The following is a 13,007-nucleotide window of genomic DNA, read 5'->3' as shown; positions in this document are numbered from 1 at the left end:
GGCGTCGTGATGGGCTCGGACTCGGACTGGTCCGTCATGCAGGCGGCGTCCACCGTCCTCGCCGAGTTCGGCGTGGCGCACGAGGTCCGGGTCGTCTCCGCGCACCGCACCCCGGAGGCGATGATCGCGTACGGCCGCGAGGCCCGCGGCCGCGGCCTGAAGGTCGTCATCGCCGGAGCGGGCGGAGCCGCCCACCTCCCCGGCATGCTCGCCGCCGTGACCTCGCTCCCCGTCGTCGGAGTGCCGGTCCCGCTCGCCCGACTCGACGGGCTCGACTCCCTCCTCTCGATCGTGCAGATGCCGGCGGGCGTCCCCGTCGCCACCGTCTCCATCGGCGGAGCGCGGAACGCCGGACTGCTCGCGGTGAAGATCCTCGCGACGGCGGACGACGCCCTCTCCGCAGCGCTCGACGACTTCGCCGCCGACCTCGAGGTGCAGGTCGCCGCGAAGAACGACGCCCTGGTGGCGGGCCTGTGACGGCCGTCGCCCTGCCGCTGCGGCACCCGGACGTCGCCTCCCGCGCCTTCATGACGCGGCGGGCGTGGTGGCTGCTGATCGTCAACCTGCTGGTGCCCGGGTCCGCTCAGGTCCTCGCGGGCAACCGCCGGCTCGGGCGCCTGGGGCTCGGCTTCACCCTCGGGCTCTGGGTCGCCCTCCTGGTCGCGGTGCTCCTCTACTTCGTCTTCCCGACCGGCCTCTACACGCTCGCGACCTTCGACCTCTCGATGCTCGCGCTCCAGGCCGCGCTCGTCGTCTACGGGGTGGTCTGGGCCGTGCTGACGCTCGACACCCTCCGCCTGATCCGCGTCGTCCGGGTGCGCCCGCGGATGCGCGGAGTGCTCGCGTTCGCGACGATCGCGCTGATGGCGGTCTCGGTCGGCACCACCGCCTACGGCACCTACCTGCTCGGCGTGACCCGGGGGACGCTGTCGTCGATCTTCGGCGGTGGAGCGATCGAGCAGCCGATCGACGGCCGCTACAACGTGATGCTCCTCGGCGGCGACGCGGGAGAGGACCGCGACGGTCTGCGCCCCGACAGCATCTCGGTGGTCAGCATCGACGCGTCGAGCGGCAAGGCCTCGATCATCGGCGTCTCGCGCGAGTTCGTCGACTTCCCGTTCCCCGAGACCAGCCCGATGCACGAGCTCTACCCCGACGGCTACGACACCGACAACTGCGCCGTCGACGTCTGCAAGCTCAACTCGGTCTACACCGAGGTCGAGCTGAAGCACCCGGAGCTCTACCCCGACGCCGTCGACCACGGCAGCGAGCCCGGCATCGAGGCGATGCGCGACGCGGTCGAGGGCATCCTCGACCTGAGGATCCAGTACTACGCGCTGATCGACATGGAGGGCTTCGCCCAGCTGATCGATGCGCTCGGCGGCATCGACATCGACTACGTGGCCGACGAGCCGCTGCCCCTGGGCGGGCTGCCCGACTCCGACGGCGTGATGCAGGGCGTCAACCAGTGGATCGATCCCGGGCACTGGCACTTCAACGGCGAGCAGGCCCTCGCCTACGCCCGGTCTCGCTACACCACGAGCGACTACGACCGGATGGCGCGCCAGCGGCAGGTGCAGGAGGCGCTGCTCGCCCAGTTCGAGCCGGGCAACGTCCTCGCCAAGTTCCAGGACGTCGCGTCCGCCGGGTCCCAGGTCATCAAGACGGACGTCCCGCAGGGGATGCTCGGCTACTTCGTGCAGCTGGGGCTCAAGACGAAGTCGCAGCCGGTGGATCCGATCGAGCTGGTCCCGCCGGCCGTCGACCCGGAGGACCCGGACTACGACGTCGTGCACTCGCTGGTGAGCGCCGGACTGTCGGGCGACTCCGCGCCGTAGACGGCCGGGTGCCGCACGCCTCAGAGGTCGGCGTGCAGCGCCCAGACGCGCTCGGCGGAGTCGCGCCAGCTGAAGGCGCGGGAGCGGTCGCGGCCGGCCACCGACATCCGCTCGCGCAGCCCGGTGTCGGCGAGCACGCTGCTCATGGCGAGGGCGAGGCGGTCCGGGTAGTCCTTCGCGTCGCCGCGCTCGACGGCGACGCCGGCGTCCGCGGCGACCTCCATCAGCGCGGGGTCGTCGGAGTGCACCACCGGCACTCCGAAGTGCATCGCCTCGAGCACGGGCAGGCCGAAGCCCTCGGCGATGCTCGGGTAGACGAAGAGGGTGGCCCGCGAGAGGACGACGGCGAGGTCGGCGTCGCTGAGGACTCCCAGGGCGCGCACGCGCGTCTCGTCGAGGCCCTGCTCGTCGGCGACGGAGGCCACGTCGAGGTCGCCCCAGCCGGTCGGGCCGACCAGGAGCAGCGGGATCGCCGGGGCGGACGCTCCTCCGAAGGCCGCGATCAGCGAGACCAGGCCCTTGCGCGGCTCCAGCGTGCCGACGCTCAGCACGTACTCCGGGGGGAGGCCCAGCGCCGTGGCGCGCTCGTCGGCGTCCTCCGGGACGACCAGGCCGGAGCCGACGGCTCCGCCGATCACGCGCAGTCGATCGCCGAAGTCCATCAGCTGGGAGAGCTGGTGGGCGACCGCGTGAGTGGGGACGACGACGGCGTCCGCGTGCTTGCGGGCGCGCTTGGCCATCGCCCGGTGCCACTTCGCGCCGTGCGGGGTGAGGGTCTCGGGATGCGTCCACGGCACCGTGTCGTGGATCGTGACGGCGATCTGCTCGCCCTCGCTCCCGTCGTGGCTGCGCAGCGGGGCGAAGAGGCTCGGGGCGTGGATCATGCCGCCGCCGGCCGGGATGGCGATCCCGTACTGCCAGGCGCGCGAGAGCTCGCGGCGCCCGAGCGGCAGCCGGTGGATGCGCGCGAGGCCGGGCAGGCGCAGGCGCAGCTCCTCCTCCTTCTCGGGCGGGTGGGCGGAGACGACGGCCTCCACCTCGCAGTCGCGGGGAGCCGTCGCGATCAGCTCGCGGGTGAGCTCCTCGGTGTAGCGGCCGATGCCGCCGGGCACGCGGGCGAGCATCTGGTCGACGACGACGCGGAGAGTGGTGGTCACGGGGTCACCGCCTCGAGGGGTGCGGCGGCGAGCGCGTCCTGCCAGGAGCGCAGCGGCGGCAGGCCCGCCCGGCTCCAGCCGTCGTGTCCGAGGACCGAGTAGGCCGGACGCGGAGCGGGGCGGACGAACGAGCCGCTGTCGGTCGGGCGCAGGCGCTCGGGATCCAGGCCCGCCTTGGCGAAGACGGCACGGGCGAAGCCGAGCCAGGTCGTCTCGCCGGAGCTGGTGCCGTGGTAGACGCCGGCCGGGGCCTCCGCGTCGACCAGCTCGATCAGGCGCGCGGCGAGGTCGGCGGTCCAGGTGGGCTGGCCGTGCTGGTCGTCGACCACGGTCAGCGTCTCGTGCGCGCCCGCCAGTCGCACCATCGTCTTAGCGAAGTTGCCGCCGTGCTCGCCGTAGAGCCAGGCCGTGCGGACGACGTACCCGCGGTCCGGGTTGGCCTCGAGCACCAGGCGCTCGCCCTCGGCCTTCGTGCGGCCGTAGGCCGAGATCGGGTTCCGGGGGTGGTCCTCGGAGTAGGGGGTCGTCGCGGAGCCGTCGAAGACGTAGTCGGTGGAGACCTGCACGAGTGCGGCTCCCGTCTCGGCGGTGGCGAGGGCGAGGTTGCGCGCTCCGACGGCGTTGACGCGGTGCGCCTCCTCCTCGTCGGTCTCGGCGTCGTCGACGCAGGTGTACGCGGCGCAGTTCACCACGGCGTCGTGTCCCGCGACGGCGGCGCGCACGGCGTCGAGGTCGGTCACGTCGAGGTCGGAGCGGCCGAGGGCGGTGCTGGGGCGGGAGCCGAGGGCCGCGCGCAGGTCGGTGCCGAGCATGCCGGAGGCGCCCGTGAGGAGGAAGGTCACCTCCTCATCATGCCCGAGCGGTCCGTCGGCCGACGGTCGGCGCTCCGGCACGCCGCCGGGTGGCGCAGAGAGGCGTCGCGGGCCCGTGACACGCCGTCGTTAAACTGGCGACCGTGCAGATCCGAGAGCTCGACATCCCCGACGTCTACGAAGTGACTCCGCGCCAGTTCCCCGACGATCGCGGGGTCTTCTACGAGTTCTACCGCTTCGACCGCCTGGCCGAGAAGGTCGGGCACCCGCTCTCGCTGCGGCAGGGCAACACCTCCGTCTCGCGGCGCGGCACCGTCCGCGGCATCCACTTCGCGCAGATCCCGCCGTCGCAGGCCAAGTACGTCTCGTGCTTCTCCGGCGCGGTCCTCGACTACGTGATCGACGTGCGCGTCGGGTCGCCGACCTTCGGGCGCTGGGAGTCGATCCTGCTCGACGACGTCGACCGCCGCTCCGTCTACATCGCCGAGGGCGTCGCGCACGCCTTCGTGGCGCTGACCGAGGGCGCCGTGGTCTCGTACCTCGTGAACGCCACCTTCGACCCGGTGCGGGAGAAGGGGATCGACCCGCTCGACGAGCAGATCGGCCTGCGCTTCCCGGAGGAGGCCGGCGAGCTGCTCCTCTCACCGAAGGACACCGACGCACCGACGCTGGCCGAGGCCGAGGCGCAGGGCCTGCTGCCGACCTGGGACGAGGCGCGGGCCTTCTACGCGGAGCTCGACTCCGCGTCCTGACCGCCGATCCGGCGGACGGGCCGCCCGGCGCCGGCCAGGCGGCACGCCCGACCGGACCGGATCAGCTCTTCGAGCGCAGGCGCATCAGCGCGACCCGGGCGCCCAGCCCGGCGCGCACCGCCGCACGGATCGGCGCCTGGTACCAGGCCCCGTACTTCTGCGCGAGGTAGAGGTAGGCGCTGCGGTGGTGGACCGCGAGCATCCGCGCCGAGGCCAGGCGGGTGGAGTGCCCGCCGAGGTGGGAGACGACCGCGTCGGCGAGGTAGACGTTGGTCCAGCCGCGCTGTCCGAGCGAGTCGCCCAGCTGGACGTCCTCGAAGTACATGAAGTAGCGGTCGTCGAACCCGCCGATCTCCTCGAAGGCCGTGCGGCGCACCATCACGCAGGCGCCGGAGAGCCAGCCCGCCTCCATCCGGCCGTGGCGGAGGGTCTCGACCGCGCGCGAGCGCCGGTAGGTCGCCGACCAGGGGTTGCCGGGCCAGACGTGGGCGAAGACGGCGTGCCCGACGCCCGTGCCGAGCGAGGGCAGAGCGCGGGCGGAGGGGTAGATCGTGCCGTCGGAGTCGAGGATCCGGGGCCCGATCGAGCCGATCCGGTCGTCCGCCGTCGCGGCGGCGTAGAGGGCGTCGATCGAGCCGGGGAGGAAGACCGTGTCCGGGTTGGTCACCAGGATCCACTCCACTTCGGGCCCGAGGCGGTCGACCGCGTAGTTGACGGCCCGGCCGTAGCCGAGGTTCTGCCCGGTCTCGTGGAACTCGACGTGGGGCAGGCGCTCGACGACGCTGCGGACGGAGTCGTCCGTGGTCAGGTTGTCGACCACCACGATGCGCACGTCGTGCTCCGTCGCCTCCGGCACGGACTCGAGGCACGCGCGGAGGACCTCACCCGAGAAGTGGGTGACGACGACGACCGCGATGGGCAACGTCGAGCGGGCGATGGGAGCCTCCGGGTGGTGCGGCGTCGACGGGAGGAGTGCCCCGTCGGAAGAACTCGACGAGGCTAGCACGCGGCTCGAGCGGGGCCCGGGAGCCTGCGGCCCTCAGCGGACGATGTCGACGGGCTCGGTGCTGACGGCCACGGCGGCGGGGGAGACCGTCTCGATCGCGGGCAGCGCATCGTGCGCCGGACGGCGGAAGACGACGAACTTGTACATGCAGAAGTTCCACACCAGTCCCACGAGGACGGCGACGGCCTTGGCGATGTTGATCGCGAGGAAGGCGTTCTCGCCGGAGCTGGGGAGGAAGAGCAGCGAGTTGCCGAAGCGGGTGTCGAAGAAGCCCTCGAAGCCGTAGATGATCGCCGACTGCAGGACCAGCGAGCTGAACCCGGTGACGAGGAAGAACTTCGCGAACGTGGCGACCGAGACCCTGCCCGGGTGGCGGAAGACGAAGAAGTGGTTCAGCGCGTACGAGATCGTGATGCCGACCAGGACGGAGAAGACGTTGGCGACGAGGGTCGGCAGACCGAGCAGGAGCACGAGCGTGTTGAGGATGAGGAAGTCGATCGCCGTGTTGGTGCAGCCCGCGATGAGGAAGCGGACCTTCTGCGATTCGAGGAGTCTCTTCATCTGCGGTGCTCTTTCCCGTCCCCCTCTGGCGTCGATGCCCGACCGTCGGGCTCCGACGGGCGTCCATCGGGGCAGGCGAACAAGGGGTGAACCGCCGTGCACTGTCGTCCATCGTAACCGCGGACCCCTGCCGGGCGGTCGAACGGCCGGTGCCATGTTCCTGAGAGAGTGCGCGGGCGGGGCGGCGGGCCGCGGGGCGCGCTCGGAGGCTCGCGAGCACCGCCTCGTTATACTCGCAGGGCTCTCACCGGTCAGCCGGTGCACCGGAAGAACGGATCCTCCCCGCCTCATGCGCTCCCTCGCCGTCGTCGTCCCCACCTACAACGAAGTCGCGAACATCGCGACGGCGCTGCCGCGGGTCGCGCTCGCGGCGTCCCGCAACCCCGACTTCCACGTGACCGTCGCCGTCATCGACGACAGCTCCCCCGACGGCACCGCGGACCGCGCGCGCGAGCTCGCGGCCGAGCTCGGATCCGACACCTTCGAGGTCCTCGTGCTCTCGCGCGAGAAGAAGGAGGGGCTCGGCGCGGCGTACATCTGGGCCTTCCAGCACCTCCTCGCGGCCGAGCGCCGCTACGACTACCTGCTGCAGATGGACGCCGACCTCTCGCACGACCCGGACTACATCGACGCCTTCCTCCTCGAGGTGCGCGCGGGCGCCGACTTCGTGGTCGCCTCCCGCTACATCGCCGGCGGGGGCACTCCCGACTGGACGCTCGACCGCAAGCTGCTGAGCGGTGGCGGCAACCTCTACACGCGCCTCTTCCTCGGCTCGAAGATCACCGACTGGACCGGCGGCTTCAACCTCTTCAGCGCGGACCTCCTGCGCACCCTCCACCTCGAGACGATCCGCGCAGCCGGCTACGGCTTCCAGATCGTGCTCAAGTATCGGGCGCTGCGCCGGGCCCGCGGAGTGAAGGAGATCCCGATCGTCTTCCTCGACCGCACGGTCGGCAACTCCAAGATCCCGAGCGACACCCTCCTGAAGAACCTCCTGCTCGTCCTGGCCATCCGGTTCGGCGGGAAGCACCGGTGACGGCGGGTCCGACGGGATCCCCTCGGACCCGGAGGGCCCTCCTCGAGCTCGCCGCCCTCGCCGTCGTCGTCAGCGGGACCCTGCTCGTGCTCGGATTCATGGTCGGCACGCCGTGGCGGCCGCTGCTCTTCCGCGACGGCGACTCGCTGGCGCTGCCGCTGATCCTGCAGTCCTTCGCCGAGGGCCGCCCCGCGGCGTGGGTGATGACGAGCCAGCTCTTCCTCTTCCCCGAGCTCCCCGTCTTCGGCGTCGCGTGGCTGCTGACCGGTGGCGATCCCGCGGCGGCGCTCGCGGTCAACGCCGTGCTCAACGTCGTCCTCCTCTACGGCGTGCTCCGGATGCTCGCGCGACGGCTCGTCGCGGACCGGCACCGCCGGCTGCGGCCCGCGGCCGCGCTCGCCGGCATCGCCGTGCTGCTGGTGCTCTGCTTGACGGAGGGCCGCGCGCTCAACAACGAGGGGGCCCTGGCGACCACCTTCCTCCTCACGACCTACTACTACGGCGCGGTGCTCACAGGCCTCGCCGGGCTCGCCGTCGCTCTGGGCGCACTGCGCGAGCGCCGTCCGGCCGCGCGTCCGCTGCTCCTGGTCGGAGCGGCCGTCGCCGCGACGACCCTCTCCGATCCGCTCCTTCTCGTGCAGTTCGTCGGCCCCCTGCTGGTGGTCCTCGTCGTGCTGCTGGTGCTCGCTCTCGCTGCTCCCCGAGCGGTGCTGATCGTCGCGGGAACGGTCCTCGGGGCCGCCGCGCTCGGGGCCGCGCTGCGGATACCGCTCGGCTTCCTGATCGGGACCGACGCCGGCGGGTACCTCCGGCTGCCGCTCGCCGGGACGGCCCTGGACGACCTGATCGTGCAGTTCCTGGTGCTGAAGGCGCCGCTGATCGGCAAGCTCGAGGTGGCGCTGCTGGGTCTGCTGCTGCTGGCGGCCCTCGCCGTCGTCGTGGCCGGTGTCGCCCGACTGGCGCGGGGAGCCGCCCTCGACGAGGCGGCCCGTGCGCGCTTCGCGGTATGCGCGTTCCTGCCGGCGCAGACGGCGGTGCTCCTGGTGGTGCAGGTCTTCACCGGCAGCTCGGTCAGCCGCTACCTGATGCCGATCCCGGTGACCGCGACCGTGGTCGTGATCGCCCTGATCGGCCCCGCGGCGGCGCACCGGCGTGCTGCGGGCGCGCGGCTGGCACCGGTCGTCCGCGTCGTCGCTCCGCTGGCCGCCGCAGGCCTCGTCGTCGCCGCCGTGCCGGCCACAACGGCGGTCGCCTCCGCGGCGGCCGAGGCGCGATCGGACCCGGACGCCGACTGCCTGGAGCGCTGGATCGACGGCCGCGAGCTCGCGGGCGTCGGCTCGTTCTGGTCCACGCGGCCGCTGGACCTCTACGGGCCGGCCTCGCTGCACGTCCAGCAGGTCAACTTCGACTTCACGGTGCAGCTGTGGATGAACAACCTGAGCGACTACCGCGACCGGCAGTACAGCTTCGTCCTGGCCGACCGCTCGCCCGACTGGGCGGGGCTCGCGCGCGGGACGCTCGGCGCTCCCTCCGATATCGTCGCCTGCGGGGGGTTCGACATCTACGACTACGCGGGCACCGACGGCGAGACCGAGCTGAACCGGATCGTCCAGACCAGCGTGGAGGAGCAGCGCCGTGAGCGCGGCTACTGACGTGCGCGGCCCGCGGACGGCGAGTCGGCGGCGCCGGACGCTCGTCGAGCTCGGATGGGCCCTCGTCGCCGCCCTCGTCTCGGTCGTCGCCGCCGTGCTCGCGCTCGGGATCGGGCCGCAGGACCTGACGGCCCGCTGGACCGTGGGCGGCGACGACCAGATCCTGCACTACACGCTCTTCACCAGCGCCACGCAGGCGTTCCCGTTCGACGGCAACGCAGCGCTCGGCTTCCCCGACGGGTTCAACGCCTTCTTCAGCGCGCAGTTCGACGTCGCCTCCGCCCTCGCCGTGTCGGTCCTGGCCCTCGTGGTGCGCGACGGGACGACGCTCCTGAACGTCTTCTACCTGGGCACGTTCGCGACGGTCGCCGTCACCGGCTACGTGTTCTTCCGCGCCCTCCGCACGCGGCCCTGGGTCGCGGCGTTCTCCGCGGTCCTGCTGTCGCTGCTGCCGTACCACTTCCTCCGGATCGGATTCGGCCACGCGTTCCTCGCCAACTACTGGGCGATCCCGCTCCTGGGCGTGATGGTGCTGATGGTCGCCGGACCGCGCACCGATCCTCTCCGAGCCTGGGCCGAGCGGGGCGCGACGCGGAGGAGCCGCGTACTGCGCTCCGTCGTCCCGGGAGTCGTGCTCGGGCTCCTGGTGGCGAGCACGGGCGGCTACTACTACGTCTTCGCGGTCCTGGTCCTCGGAGCGACCTGGGCGGTGAGCACGGCCGCCGGGCTCCTCTCCCGCGAGCGGCTGCGCGTGCTCGCGGTCTCGTCGGTGCCGATCCTCGCGCTCGGCGTGTTCGTCGGGCTCTCGCTGCTGCTGCTCTCGCTCGACTTCGGGGAGCGCTACAGCCCGTACTTCACGTCGCGGACCGTGGGGGAGTCGGAGGCCTACGCCGGCAAGCTCGTGCTGCTGGGCCTGCCCTGGTCGGGGACCGGGCTGCCGCAGGGGTACGGCCTGCTGAACACCTACGCGGGCCAGTCCGGCGTGGCGCCGACGACGGAGCCGCCCGGGTTCTCGATCCTCGCCAGCGTCGCGCTCCTGATCACGCTCGTGGCGCTCCCGATCTCCGCGCTCGGCGGCGGACGGGCGCTCCGTGCGACCGCGGTCGGCCGGTTCTTCTCGGACGCCCGCGTGCGCGTCCTCGCCGTGGCGACACTGGCCGCGCTCCTCTTCTACACGGTGACGGGCCTGGGCGTCGTGGTCTCGCTGGTGGCGGGGCCGACGATCCGTGCGTGGGCGCGGATGTCGATCGTCATCGCGGTCCTCGTCCTCGGCGTGCTCGCGCTCCTGCTCGATCGGATCACGGCCCGTGGCGGTGTCCGGATCCTCGTGGCGGCGCTGCTCGCCGCCGTCGCCGTCATCGATCAGCTGGCCGGAGTATCGGCCGCGGTGCCGATCGCTCCGACCGACGACTCCGAGATGCGCTCGTTCGTGTCGGAGGCCGACGCGCAGCTGGACGACGGCTGCGGAGTAGTGGAGCTCCCCCTGAAGAGCTTCCCCGACAGCGGGCGGATCGGAGCGCTCTCCGACTACGACGAGGCGCTGCCCTACCTCGCGACCGAGGAGGGACGCCTCCGCTGGAGCTACGGGGCGGTGGAGGGCACCTACGGCTGGGACGTCTGGGGCGACGTCGACGACCCCGCGGAGTTCGCCGACGCCGTGGCGGGCAGCGGCGCCTGCGCCGTCTACGTGGACACCGCCGGCTACACCGACGACCCCGACGGCTGGCGGGCCTACGTCGAGGCGGCGACGGGGGACGTCGAGCCCGAGGTCGCCTCCGTCTCCGGGCGCTGGCTGCTGTTCACGACCCGGCGCTGATCAGCGGTCGTCGAAGGCCAGCTCGAGCAGGCGCCGGGCGGTGCGGTCCCACCCCGGGATGGGCTCCGGTGCGAGTCGCCGGGGACGGCGCAGCGCCTCTCCGATCGCGGCCGACCACCCGGTGCGGTCCGCCGGGTCGATGAAGACGGCGGTGGACTCCCGCCCGGCGAGCGCGTCGCGGAGGCCGGGGATGTCTGCCGCGAGCACCGGAGTGCCGCAGGCGACGGCCTCGAGGGCGGGCAGGCCGAAGCCCTCGTGCCAGGAGGGCATGGCGACGGCGTCGGCCCCCGTGAGCAGGGCCGGCAGATCCTCGTCGGCGACGTAGGAGGAGGCGAAGCGCACGTCGGCTCCTGCGGCCACCGCGCGGGCGACGGCGGAGTGGACGTCCTCGTTGTCCCAGCCGTCCCCGCCCACCAGGAGCAGGGTGTGGTTCTCCGGCCGCTCGGCCTGCCGGTACGCGTCCACCAGGGTGACGAGGTTCTTGCGGCGCTCGATCGATCCGACGAAGAGCAGGTAGGACCCGAGCCCGTGCTGCGCGCGGACCCGCGACACCTCCTCCTCCCCACGGGCATGGAAGAGGTCGGCGTCGATCGTGGTCGGCAGCACGCGGACGCGCGCCGGATCGACGCCCAGAGCGCTCTCGACCTCGGCCGCGGAGGACGGGGTGCCGGTCAGGACCAGGTCGCTGCGCCGGATCCACCGGGGCACGGACCGCGACAGCAGCTCTCGGCGCTCGCGCGGAACGAGCTCGGGCATCACAGCGAAGCAGACGTCGTGCACGAAGGTGAGCGAGCGGGAGCGGGCGAGCGGCCAGCTCCGGAAGTTCGGGAAGAAGTAGGCGCCGCGGCCGAGCAGGAGGTCGATCCCCGGCGCGGGCACTCGGGTCAGTGCGCTCCACACCGGCCGGGGCAGCGGCACCGGTCGGACGCGCAGCGTACGGAAGCCGAAGCGCTCGATCGAGCCCGCCTCGCTCGCCGGCACGACGAGGAGCACCTCGACCTCTGCGGCGGTCGCGTCGGTGTCCAGCGCGTGCAGCAGGCCGAGCAGGACGCGGCCGACCCCGGTCAGGCGCGGCGCCGCGAGGGCGGTCGCGTCGACCAGGAGGCGGCGGCGCCGCGCGGTCACGGCCTGCTGAGGCGGACGGTGGAGTCGATGTCGACGACGCCGTCGTGCACGGAGGCCCGCTCGACCGTGAAGGTCGCGGCGACCGGGATCCGCATGGTCTCGCCCTGCGAGAAGGTGGCCGAGGAGGCGTGCACGGCGTAGTTGCCGGCGCCGAGGTGCAGGTCGGGGAGGGTGAACGTGACCGTCATCTCTCCGTCGACCGCGCTCAGCGGCGTGCCGATGCGCTCGGTGTTCGTCCCGAAGACGCGCTGGCCGAGGGGGGTGTCGATGCCCATGCCGATGTTCCAGTCGTCGACCGGGCGGCTGGTGCGCACCGTGACGTCGAACTCGAGGGTCTCGCCGCTGCGGACGACCGTGCCGCCGTGCTCGATCGATCCGCCGCGCAGTCGGCAGCCCAGGATCTCGATGAGCTGGGGGGCGGGCTCGTCCGCGGCCTCGGCGGCCTCGGCCTCGCGCTCCTGGCGGGCGGCCCGACGGTCCTCGAAGCTCTCGCGGAGGACCTGGAGTCCCTCGGAGGTCTCGCCGTCGAAGACGACGGTGCCCTTCTCGAGGACGATGGTGCGGTCGCAGAGCTCGCCGACCTGCTCGAGCGAGTGGGTGACCAGCACGATGGTCTTCCCCGCGCGCTGGAAGGCGCGGATGCGGTCCATGCACTTGCGCTGGAACGGCTCGTCGCCGACGGCGAGCACCTCGTCGACCAGCAGCAGGTCGGGATCGGTGTGGATCGCGATAGCGAAGGCGAGCCGCACGTACATGCCCGACGAGTAGAACTTGACCTGGGTGTCGATGAACTCGGCGATCTCGGAGAAGTCGACGATCGAGTCGAACTTGCTGTCCAGCTCGCTGCGCGAGAGTCCGAGGATCGCGCCGTTGAGGTAGACGTTCTCGCGCCCGGTGAGGTCGGGGTGGAAGCCCGCTCCGAGCTCGAGGAGCGCGGCGAGGCGTCCGCGGCGCTCCACGGTGCCGGTCGTCGGCTGCACGATGCCGCCGATGAGCTTGAGGAGCGTGCTCTTGCCCGATCCGTTCGCGCCGATGAGGCCGACGGTCGAGCCCAATGGGATCTCGAGGTCGACGTCGCGGAGTGCCCAGAACTCGTCGCGGTGCTTGCGCCCGCGGCCGAAGTTGACGATCCGCTCCTTGAACGACTTGTCCTTGCGGATGACGAAGCGCTTGGAGGCGTTGCGCACCCGGACGACGGTCGGGGTGCCGGAGGAGGCGGGCACGGACTCCTGCTTGCTGGTGAGGGTCACGA

12 protein-coding genes are annotated in these 13,007 nt (G+C 72.3%); 6 read left to right on the top strand and 6 right to left on the bottom strand.

Features of this window, described 5'->3' with window-relative positions:
• Window positions 1–9: 9 nt before the first annotated feature.
• Together purE and C5C95_RS07225 are read left to right on the top strand one after the other, a co-directional pair.
• Window positions 10–477, top strand: coding sequence for a 5-(carboxyamino)imidazole ribonucleotide mutase (gene purE, locus C5C95_RS07230; RefSeq protein ID WP_104246749.1), 468 nt, complete (start codon window positions 10–12; stop codon window positions 475–477).
• Window positions 474–1,838, top strand: a complete 1,365-nt coding sequence (locus C5C95_RS07225; RefSeq protein WP_258062765.1) for an LCP family protein — start codon at window positions 474–476, stop codon at window positions 1,836–1,838. The genes purE and C5C95_RS07225 overlap by 4 nt, the downstream gene beginning before the upstream one ends.
• A gap of 20 nt (window positions 1,839–1,858) precedes the next feature.
• Here the strand turns inward: C5C95_RS07225 and C5C95_RS07220 are convergent, their stop codons facing one another.
• Both C5C95_RS07220 and rfbD read right to left on the bottom strand, forming a co-directional pair.
• Complete coding sequence (locus C5C95_RS07220; protein WP_244229467.1) at window positions 1,859–2,995, bottom strand: glycosyltransferase family 1 protein; 1,137 nt, start codon at window positions 2,993–2,995, stop codon at window positions 1,859–1,861.
• The gene (gene rfbD / locus C5C95_RS07215) at window positions 2,992–3,837 is read right to left on the bottom strand and encodes a dTDP-4-dehydrorhamnose reductase (RefSeq protein ID WP_104324141.1); all 846 of its coding nucleotides are present in this window, start codon (window positions 3,835–3,837) and stop codon (window positions 2,992–2,994) included. The genes C5C95_RS07220 and rfbD overlap by 4 nt, the downstream gene beginning before the upstream one ends.
• 113 nt (window positions 3,838–3,950) lie before the next feature.
• Between rfbD and C5C95_RS07210 the strand changes: the two genes are divergently transcribed.
• Window positions 3,951–4,559, top strand: a complete 609-nt coding sequence (locus tag C5C95_RS07210) for a dTDP-4-dehydrorhamnose 3,5-epimerase family protein (RefSeq protein WP_104225468.1) — start codon at window positions 3,951–3,953, stop codon at window positions 4,557–4,559.
• A 61-nt stretch (window positions 4,560–4,620) separates the two neighbouring features.
• Here the strand turns inward: C5C95_RS07210 and C5C95_RS07205 are convergent, their stop codons facing one another.
• Together C5C95_RS07205 and C5C95_RS07200 are read right to left on the bottom strand one after the other, a co-directional pair.
• Complete coding sequence (locus tag C5C95_RS07205; RefSeq protein WP_258061235.1) at window positions 4,621–5,481, bottom strand: glycosyltransferase family 2 protein; 861 nt, start codon at window positions 5,479–5,481, stop codon at window positions 4,621–4,623.
• A 117-nt stretch (window positions 5,482–5,598) separates the two neighbouring features.
• Complete coding sequence (locus C5C95_RS07200; protein ID WP_104324140.1) at window positions 5,599–6,126, bottom strand: GtrA family protein; 528 nt, start codon at window positions 6,124–6,126, stop codon at window positions 5,599–5,601.
• 289 nt (window positions 6,127–6,415) lie between these two features.
• Here C5C95_RS07200 and C5C95_RS07195 point away from each other — a divergent pair, with 289 nt between their 5' ends.
• The 3 genes from C5C95_RS07195 to C5C95_RS07185 are packed head-to-tail and all read left to right on the top strand — an operon-like array spanning window position 6,416 to window position 10,630.
• On the top strand, window positions 6,416–7,162 hold the full coding sequence (locus C5C95_RS07195; RefSeq protein ID WP_104324139.1) for a polyprenol monophosphomannose synthase: 747 nt from the start codon (window positions 6,416–6,418) through the stop codon (window positions 7,160–7,162).
• Window positions 7,159–8,814, top strand: coding sequence for a hypothetical protein (locus tag C5C95_RS07190; protein WP_104324138.1), 1,656 nt, complete (start codon window positions 7,159–7,161; stop codon window positions 8,812–8,814). Before C5C95_RS07195 ends, C5C95_RS07190 begins: the two co-directional genes overlap by 4 nt.
• Window positions 8,798–10,630 carry a hypothetical protein gene (locus C5C95_RS07185; protein WP_146082230.1) on the top strand — a complete coding sequence of 611 codons (1,833 nt, stop codon included), beginning with the start codon at window positions 8,798–8,800 and terminating at the stop codon, window positions 10,628–10,630. The genes C5C95_RS07190 and C5C95_RS07185 overlap by 17 nt, the downstream gene beginning before the upstream one ends.
• On the opposite strand, the gene C5C95_RS07180 is transcribed toward C5C95_RS07185, so the two are convergent.
• Window positions 10,631–11,755 (bottom strand): glycosyltransferase family 1 protein, encoded by a 1,125-nt coding sequence (locus C5C95_RS07180; RefSeq protein WP_104324137.1) that lies wholly within the window; start codon window positions 11,753–11,755, stop codon window positions 10,631–10,633.
• Window positions 11,752–13,005 (bottom strand): ABC transporter ATP-binding protein, encoded by a 1,254-nt coding sequence (locus C5C95_RS07175; protein ID WP_244229465.1) that lies wholly within the window; start codon window positions 13,003–13,005, stop codon window positions 11,752–11,754. Before C5C95_RS07175 ends, C5C95_RS07180 begins: the two co-directional genes overlap by 4 nt.
• Window positions 13,006–13,007 lie beyond the last annotated feature (2 nt).

Source organism: Rathayibacter sp. AY1B7 (assembly GCF_002932735.1).
Classification (GTDB): domain Bacteria; phylum Actinomycetota; class Actinomycetes; order Actinomycetales; family Microbacteriaceae; genus Rathayibacter.
This window is presented reverse-complemented; position numbering and strand designations above follow the sequence as displayed.

Bases quoted from the DNA above. Each gene is read 5' to 3' on its own strand.
- purE (WP_104246749.1), top strand. From the start codon at position 10: ATGGGCTCGGACTCGGACTGGTCCGTCATGCAGGCGGCGTCCACCGTC.
- C5C95_RS07200 (WP_104324140.1), bottom strand. From the start codon at position 6,126: ATGAAGAGACTCCTCGAATCGCAGAAGGTCCGCTTCCTCATCGCGGGC.
- C5C95_RS07195 (WP_104324139.1), top strand. From the start codon at position 6,416: ATGCGCTCCCTCGCCGTCGTCGTCCCCACCTACAACGAAGTCGCGAAC.